Raw genomic sequence first — 9,270 nt, 5'->3', positions numbered from 1 at the left:
TGCCGGTCACCGCCGCTCCGGCGGCCGGGCCTGCGGCCGCCGACGTCGCCGGGGTGGACGCGGCCTCGGGTTCCGGCTCGGCCTTCGTAGCCGGTGTCGGGTCGGCCTCGGCCGTGGGCGCTCCGGTCTGCTCGACCTCTGCGGTGGGCACTCCGGCCGGCTCGGCAGCGTCGTCGGCCGGGAGCGCCGCCGCGCTCGGGGCGGGGGTCTCGACGGCCGGTGGGGCGGCCTGGGTGGGCACGGCTGGTGCGGGGATCATCACCCGCGAGGCGGTGGCCTGCCCGGGGGCCGCGACCCGCTCTCCCTCGGCCACCGGCACCAGCGGCACGAAGAGCGCGTAGCCGCGAGTGCCGGGCGGCACGACCACCGGGATCGCCCAGGCGGGCTGTCCCTCCGGGCCGGGCCACGGCACCGCGGGCGGCGCACCCGCCACACCGGGCACGACGAGCAGGTGCGGCGTGACATCGGCGGGGACGTCGCGGGACCCGGCCGCCGAGGCGGGTCCGGGCGAATCTGGGGTCTGTGGCGGCTCGGACACGGCACGCTCCTTGATCACGGGGTGCCGTCACTGTAGGGCCCGACCCCGCTCCGCCGCCGCCCCGACCGTCCGTTCGGTCAGCAGACCCGGGCCCGCCGTAGAGTGCGGCCACGCCGGCGCGCGATCGAACCTTTGCCGGCCCGCGCCCGTACCAGTGCCCGGAAGGTCGATGACATGGCCGTACGCCGAACGCCTGCCGCGCTCGCCGCCGTCGCCGCGACCCTGCTGCTCACCGGCGTGCCGGCGAGCGCGCCCGCGCCCCCACCAGCCCGTTGAGCCGGGCCGCGGCCTGCGGTCCGGAGGGTGGCCGGGCGGACACGCCGGCCTGCCGGGCCGCGATCGCCGCCGGGGCCGCCGTGCGGGAGTGGGACAACATCCGGGTGGCCCGGATCGACGGGCGGGACCGGGAACGCATCCCCGACCGGGAGCTGTGCAGCGGCGGGCTGTCGGCGTACCGGGGGCTGGACCTGCCCCGGACCGACTGGCCGGCCACCACGCTCACCGCCGGGGCCCGGCACACCTTCCGCTACCGCACGACGATCCACGCACAAGGGCACGTTCCGGTTCTACGCCAGCACCGCCTCGTACACCCCGACCCGCCGGCTGACCTGGGCCGACCTGGAGGAGAAGCCGTTCCTGACGGTCACCGACCCGCCGATCCGGGACGGCGCCTACCAGATGCCGGGGCGGCGCCGGCTCATCAGGACACCTACTACTGCTTCCTACTACTTACTCATGGTTGAGCGGTTCGGATGATTCGCTCTCCGCCCGGTGGTGGCTGGGCTGGAGTCCTGGACCGGCAGTCTGGTCCGGTGGCGATCGGTCCTGTCCTGCAGGATCTGCTTCACCTTCTGATACGGGGTGTGCAGGGCGATGTCGGGGTCGCCGGCTCGGTGCAGGATGTTGATCGCGGCGTTCACGTCGGCCTGCCACACCACCCCGCACGAGGTGCAGTGAAACCGGTCCCCGCTGCGTCGGCCGAACCGGCCGCAGCGATGACAGGCTTGTGAGGTGTAGGCGGCGTTGACGTGCACGAGCGCAGAACCTCTGCGCTCCGACACGCTTTTCAGGGCCTCGGCGGTGACTCCTTTGGTCCACGTGGCGAGACGCCGGTTGATGTTCTTCGGATACTTTTTGCGGCCGGTGAAGCGTTTGGTGAGATCCTCGGCGACCACGGTGGCGGCCTTGTCCACGACCTCGTGCACGGCGGTGAAGATCTCCGTACGCACCCGCGCCCGATGTCGGGCGGCCTGCCGGTCCCGCTTCACCGTGCCGAGGTTGTTGACCTTGATCCGGTGCGCTTTCGCCTGGTTCCCACGAAGGGCGGCGCTGTTCGCGATCGAGCGTAGCTTCGCCCGACGCCGGTTACGTTCCTTCAACCGGTCCGACTCGCGGGTGAGCAGTACGCCGAGACCTGTGCCGTGGGGCTGGCCGTCGGAGTCGGTCAGGGCTTCGGTGTAGCCCTTGTCCACGCCGATCGTCGCGTCGCCGCACGGTCGCTGTGATGAGCGCATCTGCGAGGCGTCGATCTGGTAGTGGACCTCCGCTCGGCCGCTGCGCAGGATCAGCCGCAGCGTCCCGGTCGGGACGACGGTCGTGGATAGCGGGATTTTGACCATCTTGCGGGGCTCGAGACCGGGAATCGCCAGCCACAACCGTCCCCGCCCATCGACGGCGGTGTTGTATTTGTCGGCGCGTACCACGATCTGATCGTGCGTGCGGTTATGGCCACGCTTCCAGTGTTTGCGTATCTGCCGGGCCAGGAACGGGTCACTGGCCCACCGGTGCGCCTGCAGCGCGGTGAACATTCGCTTGCGCTCGGCCGGATCGCTCGTGCGTCGGCTGACCGCCCGCCGGACGTCGACCTTGGCCGCCGCCAGGTTCGCGGCGATGTCGGCCATGGCGTCGCGGACGGTTTCCTTCCACGCATTCGCCAACACGGCGAACTGCACATGCGTGCCGTCAGCCAGCCACCGGTCCCGCACCTGCCGGTCTGTCAACCCAGACCCAACCCCGGCGATCGAGCCATACCGCTGCCACACCTCGCCGCGCACCCGGCCCAACCGACGGGCCTGCTCGACCAAGGCCGCGTACTTGCCCGGATTCAGTCGGACCGAGTAGGCGATCCGGGTGACCTTCACCGGTCATCCCCCACCGTTTAGGTCCGCCCCTTTGAGTTCCTTCTCGTAGCGGCGCAGACCGTCCAGGCGGCACGAGAAGGTGTGCACGACGGCCAACAAGTCCTCCACCAGTTCCTGCTGTGGGGACAGTGACTCCTGGTTGGCCACGACGATCTGGCAGCCGCCACGTGCCGCCACGTGCTCCAGGAAGTCGAAGCCGAACCGAGCCAGCCTGTCCTTGTGCGCCACCACCAGCGTGCCAACCTCCCCCCGGTCGACCGCGTCCATCAGCGCCAAGAACCTTTTACGGCGAAGGTCCATCCCGCCGCCGACCTCGCTGATCCACTCGTCCACGGCCAGACCACGAGCGAGGCAGAACTGCTGCATCGCCGCCACCTGCGAGGCCAAGTCAGACTTCTGACCCGGCGACGAGACCCGGCAGTACACCACGACCTTCCGCCGGTCCGCGTCGAAGCCCGGCTGCAGCACCCGCCGCACATCGGAATCGTCGAAGTACCGCTGCCCGGACGGCAGGCGACGGGCCGTGATCCGGCCCTCCGCCTCCCACCGGCGCACCGTACTCACCGAGCGGCCCACCCGCTTAGCGAACTCGCCGATCCGATACACACTACCCACAACAGTCAATTATGGACAGCTCTAGAAAGGAAAGCAACCACCAGTAGCTGCTCCTGCTCCGACGTGGTGTTCCGGTCGCCGTCCGGCGGGGCGGCGTCCGGGGCGCGTACCGGCCGGTCAACGCCGCCCCCGGCGAGCGCCGCGGCCCCGACCGCCAGCAGCAGCGGGCCGGACTCGGCGAGCTGGCGGAACGTGTCGCCCATCAGCGTGATCCGGAGGCGGGCTGCTCGGCCGCGACCCGTTCGACGATGGGTTGCAGTTCGTCCCGGGTGACGGCCCGGCGGATCACCACCGCGACCCGGCCGTCCCGGTCCAGGACGACGGTCGCCGGGGTGGTGTTGGGCGGGATGTCGAAGTTGAGCGCCTGCCGGCTCGCCGGGTCGAAGAGGCTCGGGTAGGTGACCCGGCCCTCCTCGAAGGCGATCGCCTTGTCCTTGCTGTCCTGCACGTTGATGCCGAGGAAGGTCACCCCGGACGCCTTGGTGGCCTGGTGGACGGCCTCCAGGTCGTCGACCTCGGCACGGCAGGGCGCGCACCAGGAGCCCCAGAAGTTGACCACGACCACCTGGCCGCGCGCCTGGGAGACGTCGTAGCTGCCGCCGGTGAGCAGCTCACCGCTCACCTTCGGGGTCTTCGACCGCTGGCCGGGGGCGCAGGTGATGGTGACGCCGTCACTCTCGCAGCGGCTCTCCTCGTTGCCGGAGGAGCAGCCGACCAGCGCCGTACCGGCGGTGACGGCGGCGAGCAGGGCGGCGACGAGCCTCCGGGTGAGCATCAGGCGCCCTTGGCCGTCCGGGCGGTCGGCGAGATCGCGATCAGGTGGGCCGCGGGCTCGGAGTAGCCGATGCCGGAGATCTTCGCGCCGTCGAAGTGGAACGAGGTGAGGCTGGCCAGGCCGCACTGCCGCCTGCGCGGGTCGTGCCAGAGCCGCTTGCGCTCCACGTAGCGGCGCAGGGTCCAGATGGGCAGCTGGTGGGAGACGAGCACGGCCTCCCGGCCCTCGGCGGCGATCCGGGCGGCGTGCAGGGCGGCGAACATCCGCTCGGCGATCACCCGGTAGGCCTCACCCCAGGACGGGGTCACCGGGTCGCGCAGCACCCACCAGTTGCGCGGGTCGCGGAACGAGCCGTCGCCCGGCGAGACCTTCTTGCCCTCGAACCAGTTCGCGCTCTCGATCAGCCGCTCGTCCACCCCGACCGGGAGGCCGAACTGCGCGGCGATCGGCTCGGCGGTCTGCTGGGCGCGTTCGAGCGGGCTGGCGACCACGTGCACCACGGTCCGCTCGGCGAGCGCCTGGGCGGCCGCCTTGGCCATCTGGACGCCCAGCTCGGAGAGGCGGAAACCGGGCAGCCGGCCGTAGAGAATGCCGTCCGGGTTGTACACCTCGCCGTGCCGCAGCACGTGGACCACCGTCTCGCTCACGATTTGTTACCCCCCGTGTCCTGCCGCTGCCGCCGCCGTCGCCGCATCGCTCAGGGCCGCGGCGATCTGCTCGAGGGCGGCGTCGTCGATCGCCGCCGACACGAACCACGACTCGAACGCGCTCGGCGGCAGGTAGACGCCGGCGGCGAGCATGGCGTGGAAGAACGCCTTGAACGCCGGCACCTGCTGGGTGCGGGCGCTGTCGTAGTCGGCCACGTCGGCGTCGGTGAAGAAGATGGAGAACATGTTGCCCGCGTACGAGAGGCGGTGCGGGACCCCGGCTGCGGCCAGCGCCTCGGTGGCGAGCTTGCCCACCGTGGCGGCCGTCTCGTCGAGCCGGCGGTAGAGCGCGTCGTCGGCCAGCCGGAGCGTGGCCAGGCCGGCGGCGCACGCCAGGGGATTACCGGAGAGCGTGCCGGCCTGGTAGACCGGGCCGGCCGGGGCCAGCTTCGCCATGATCTCCGCGCGCCCGCCGAACGCCGCGGCGGGCAGCCCACCGCCCATGACCTTCCCGTACGTCCACAGGTCGGCGTCGGACGGGTCGAGGCCGTGCCAGCCGGCGCGGGAGACCCGGAACCCGGTCATCACCTCGTCGACGATGAGCAGCGCGCCGTGCGCGTGGGCGATCCGGGCGAGCTGCTGGTTGAAGTCGTCGCGCGGGGCGATCACGCCCATGTTGCCGGCGGCCGCCTCGGTGATGATCGCCGCGAGGTGCGGGCCCTCGGCGGCGAAGGCCTCCTCGACCGCGCGCAGGTCGTTGTACGGCAGCACGATGGTGTCGCCGGCGGCCGCCCCGGTCACGCCGGGCGAGTCGGGCAGGCCGAAGGTGGCCACACCGGAGCCGGCGGCGGCCAGCAGCGCGTCGGAGTGGCCGTGGTAGCAGCCGGAGAACTTGATGATCTTGGCGCGGCCGGTGAAGCCGCGGGCCAGCCGGATCGCCGACATGGTGGCCTCGGTGCCCGAGTTGACCAGGCGGACCTGCTCCACCGGGGTACGCGCGACGATCTCCGCAGCCAGGTCGACCTCGCCCGGGGTCGGGGTGCCGAAGCTGGTGCCGAGCGCGGCGGCCTCGCGCAGCGCCTCGACCACCGCCGGGTGGGCGTGGCCGAGGATCAGCGGGCCCCAGGAGCAGACCAGGTCGACGTAGCGGCGACCGTCCGCGTCGAAGATCCAGGGACCCTCCCCACGGACCATGAAGCGCGGGGTGCCGCCGACGGCACGGAACGCGCGCACGGGGGAGTTGACCCCGCCGGGCACGATGGCCATGGCGCGGTCGAACAGGGCCTCGGAGGCCGGTGCGTCGGCCGGGTAGCGGCCGGATCCGGCGGAAAAGGTATCGGTCACGATGCCGCCATTGTGTCAGCGCCGGGCGGCTGATCGGCAGGCACCCCGCACCGGGGGTTACCCGGCTCACGCCTCGTCCGTTCGGCGCGGCTCGGCGACCGGCCGGTCGCTCGACGGGCCCGTTGGTCGAGATCGCGATAGGCTGACCGGGTGGATCGTGCCGAACTGTCCATCACGCTACACCGGACGGGTGACGAAGCCGTGCTTCGCCTCGCCGGTGAGATCGACATGCTCACGGCCGCCCAGCTGTCGACAGTCGTCAACGAGGTGCTGGCCGAGCCCCCGCCGCGCATCGTGCTCGACCTGGGCGGGGTCACCTTCTGCGACTCCCAGGGCCTCGGCACCCTCGTGGTGCTCAGCCGCAAGGCCAGCCACGCCCAGAGCCTGCTGGTGCTGAGCAACGTCGGCGACTTCCTCCTCCGCGTCCTGGACATCACGGGCCTGCGCAGCGCCCTGATGATCCGCAACGAAACCGCCCCCTGACGCCCGCCCTTCCGCGTTGGTCATGAAGTTGGCGGCAACTGTGGAGATCCACAGAGCCGCCAACTTCGTGACCGGCATCAGGTGACGGGTACGTCGCGGCGGCGGAAGGCCGTCAGGCCGGCCGCCGCGAGAGCCAGGGCCAGGGCGGCGAGGGCCCAGAGCGGGGTGACGCTCCAGGTGTCCCGGAGCACCTGCGGCGTGTGGGTGAACGGCGACAGGTCGAGCAGCCACTGGTCGAGTTCGAGCACCGCGCCGAGCTGGCCGAGCAGCACGCAGACCGCCAGCACCGCCCAGGCCACCCCGGCGAGCCGGGGCAGCAGGCCGTAGAGCAGCACGGCGATCCCGGCCAGGACCCAGGCGGCGGGCACCTGGGCCAGCCCGGCGCCGAGCATCCGGGGCAGCTCCCGGGGCACGTCCTGCACGCTCAGCCCGTACGTCACACCGGTGGCCAGGCCGGTCACGGCGAGCACCACGACCGGGCCGACCAGCGCGAACACCACGTGTGACAGCAGCCAGGTGGACCGGTGCGTGCCGGTGGCGAGCACCGGTTCGGCGTGCCCGGCGGACTCCTCGGCGCGCATCCGCAGCGCGGCCTGGATGCCATAGCCGGCCGCGGCCAGCCCGGCCAGGCTGAAGGTGGCGCCCAGGTAGGCGTCGGCCAGGCCGGAGGCCCCGCCGATCCGGGCCATGATCTGCTCCAGCTGCGGGTTCCCCTCGACCGAGCGGCCGGCCGCCTCCGCGGCGCCCCCGAGGATCAGCCCGAGCAGGCCGAAGCCGACCGACCACCAGAGGATCTGGCCCCGGTGCAGCCGCCAGGCCAGCCCGAACGGGCCGGCGAGCCCCCGGCCGGCGGTGGCCGGCCCGAGCCGGGGCGGCAGCACCCCGGCGCCCAGGTCGCGGCGCACCGAGACCGGGTACGCGACCGCGGCGAGCAGCGCCGACGCGACCAGCGGCAGCGCCGGCACCCACCAGCGCTCCCCCTCGTACGGCCGGATCCGGGGCGCCCAGCCCAGCGGGGAGAGCCAGCTCGGCCAGTCGTTGCTGGCGGTGTCCCCCACCATCCGCAGCGCGAACGAGGCGCCGAGGACGGCGATCCCGATGCCCCGGGCCCCGCCCGCGGTCTCGGTGAGCTGGGCGGCCAGCCCGCCCAGAGTGGCGAAGACCACGCCGGTCAGCGCGGTGCCGACGCCGTACGCGTACGAGCCGGCGGCCGGCAGCCCGGTGGCGGCCAGCCCGGCCGCCGTGAGCAGGCCGAGCAACAGATCGGCCGCGTACGTGACGAGCAGCGCGGCGGTCAGCCCGGCGTGCCGTCCGAGCACCCCGCCACCGAGCAGTTCCCGCCGGCCGGCCTCCTCCTCGACACGGGTGTGCCGGATGACCGTGAGCAGGCTGGCCAGCGCCACGATGACCAGCAGGAAGCCGCCGCGCTGGGCGGTCAGCGCGCCGACGCTCTCCCCGTAGACCGGGCCGAGCAGCGCGACGATCGAGGGGTTGCGGGCGGTGCCGGCGGCGTACGCGGCCCGCTCGGCGGCGGTCGGGAACAGCTCGAAGAAGCTTGTCGCGTACGTCATCGGCAGCACGGCGAGGACCAGCACCCAGAGCGGCAGCAGGACGCGGTCGCGGCGCAGGATGAGCCGGGCCAGGTGGCGGGTGCCCGTCAGGGTGCTCATGCGACCACCTCGCTTCGCTCGGCGGCCGCACGAGGCTCCACCGCGCTGTACTGATGATTCGCTCGCTGACGCTCGCTCATCGGGTCAGCTCCTCGGGGACCGCCTCGTAGTGCCGCAGGAACAGCTCCTCCAGCGTCGGCGGCGTGCTGACCAGGCTGCGGACGCCCAGCTCGGTGAGGCGCCGCAGGGCGGCGTCCAGCGCGGCCGAGTCCACGTCGAAGCGCACCCGGTTGCCGTCCACCCGCAGGTCGTGCACGCCGGCCAGGTCGGCCAGCCCGTCCAGCGGGGCGGCGACCTCGGCGTCGATCGAGGTGCGGTGCAGGTGGCGCAGCTCGGTGAGGGTGCCGGACTCGACGGCCCGGCCGTTCCGGATGATCGTCACCCGGTCGCAGAGCGCCTCCACCTCGGCCAGGATGTGGCTGGAGAGCAGCACGGTCCGGCCGTCCTGCTTGGCCCGGCGTACCCAGTGCTGGAAGACCTCCTCCATGAGGGGGTCGAGCCCGGAGGTCGGCTCGTCGAGGATGAGCAGCTCGACGTCGGAGGCGAGCGCGGCCACCAGGCCGACCTTCTGCCGGTTGCCCTTGGAGTAGGCCCGGCCCTTCTTGCGCGGGTCCAGCTCGAAGGACTCCAGCAGCTCGGCCCGGCGCTTGGGGTCCAGCCCGCCGCGCAGCCGGCCGAGCAGGTCGATCACCTCGCCGCCGCTCAGGTTGGGCCAGAGGGTGACGTCGCCGGGCACGTACGCGAGGCGGCGGTGCAGGGCGACGGCGTCCCGCCAGGGGTCGCCGCCGAGCAGGCGGACGGCCCCCGCGTCCGCCCGCAGCAGACCGAGCAGCACCCGGATGGTGGTCGACTTGCCGGAGCCGTTGGGGCCCAGGAAGCCGTGCACCTCGCCGGCGCGGACGGTCAGGTCGAGTCCGTCGAGCGCTCGGGTCCGGCCGAAGGTCTTCACCAGGCCGGACACCTCGATTGGGGTTTCCATGCTTCGGAAGCTACGCTCGTTTCACAAACTTGTGAAGACACTGAGATTCGAGGCACCATCATCTTCACGGGACTTTCA

At 72.5% G+C, this 9,270-nt stretch carries 9 protein-coding genes and 3 pseudogenes; 3 read left to right on the top strand and 9 right to left on the bottom strand.

The annotated features are described in order from the left end of the window. Positions 1-538 (bottom strand): annotated as a pseudogene (locus B0E53_RS10545) (DUF4173 domain-containing protein); the annotation flags it as partial. A gap of 272 nt (positions 539-810) precedes the next feature. Here B0E53_RS10545 and B0E53_RS39255 point away from each other — a divergent pair. Further along, positions 811-1,023: pseudogene (locus tag B0E53_RS39255) on the top strand (lytic polysaccharide monooxygenase); the annotation flags it as partial. 103 nt (positions 1,024-1,126) lie between these two features. Then, a pseudogene (locus B0E53_RS39250) lies at positions 1,127-1,294 on the top strand (hypothetical protein); the annotation flags it as partial. On the opposite strand, the gene B0E53_RS10535 reads toward B0E53_RS39250, so the two are convergent. Genes B0E53_RS10535 through hemL form a run of 6 tightly spaced genes read right to left on the bottom strand, consistent with a single transcriptional unit; the run spans position 1,264 to position 6,060 of the window. After that, a complete protein-coding gene (locus tag B0E53_RS10535; protein WP_107075868.1) occupies positions 1,264-2,679 on the bottom strand; it encodes an RNA-guided endonuclease TnpB family protein in 1,416 nt (471 codons plus the stop codon). The pseudogene B0E53_RS39250 and the gene B0E53_RS10535 overlap by 31 nt on opposite strands. Positions 2,680-2,682: 3 nt before the next feature. Further along, positions 2,683-3,294, bottom strand: a complete 612-nt coding sequence (locus B0E53_RS10530) for an IS607 family transposase (RefSeq protein WP_107075867.1) — start codon at positions 3,292-3,294, stop codon at positions 2,683-2,685. Positions 3,295-3,299: 5 nt separating this feature from the next. Continuing rightward, a complete protein-coding gene (locus B0E53_RS10525; RefSeq protein ID WP_107075866.1) occupies positions 3,300-3,497 on the bottom strand; it encodes a hypothetical protein in 198 nt (65 codons plus the stop codon). Next, on the bottom strand, positions 3,497-4,069 hold the full coding sequence (locus tag B0E53_RS10520) for a TlpA disulfide reductase family protein (RefSeq protein ID WP_107075865.1): 573 nt from the start codon (positions 4,067-4,069) through the stop codon (positions 3,497-3,499). Before B0E53_RS10520 ends, B0E53_RS10525 begins: the two co-directional genes overlap by 1 nt. Further along, a complete protein-coding gene (locus B0E53_RS10515; protein WP_107075864.1) occupies positions 4,069-4,716 on the bottom strand; it encodes a histidine phosphatase family protein in 648 nt (215 codons plus the stop codon). Before B0E53_RS10515 ends, B0E53_RS10520 begins: the two co-directional genes overlap by 1 nt. Before the next feature lie 6 nt (positions 4,717-4,722). After that, entirely contained in the window at positions 4,723-6,060 is a 1,338-nt protein-coding gene (gene hemL, locus B0E53_RS10510; RefSeq protein WP_107075863.1) for a glutamate-1-semialdehyde 2,1-aminomutase, read from the bottom strand. 150 nt (positions 6,061-6,210) lie between these two features. On the opposite strand from hemL, the gene B0E53_RS10505 reads away from it, so the two are divergent. Next, positions 6,211-6,543, top strand: coding sequence for an STAS domain-containing protein (locus tag B0E53_RS10505; protein WP_107075862.1), 333 nt, complete (start codon positions 6,211-6,213; stop codon positions 6,541-6,543). A gap of 77 nt (positions 6,544-6,620) precedes the next feature. On the opposite strand, the gene B0E53_RS10500 is transcribed toward B0E53_RS10505, so the two are convergent. After that, on the bottom strand, positions 6,621-8,213 hold the full coding sequence (locus B0E53_RS10500) for an ABC transporter permease (protein WP_107075861.1): 1,593 nt from the start codon (positions 8,211-8,213) through the stop codon (positions 6,621-6,623). Between the two features lie 76 nt (positions 8,214-8,289). Continuing rightward, positions 8,290-9,192 (bottom strand): ABC transporter ATP-binding protein, encoded by a 903-nt coding sequence (locus tag B0E53_RS10495; protein ID WP_107075860.1) that lies wholly within the window; start codon positions 9,190-9,192, stop codon positions 8,290-8,292. Between the last annotated feature and the right edge of the window lie 78 nt (positions 9,193-9,270).

This window comes from Micromonospora sp. MH33, from assembly GCF_003013775.1.
GTDB classification, from domain to species: Bacteria; Actinomycetota; Actinomycetes; order Mycobacteriales; family Micromonosporaceae; genus Micromonospora; species Micromonospora fulviviridis.
Note: the sequence above shows the minus strand (reverse complement) of the source record. Positions and strands in the feature narration are given on the sequence as shown.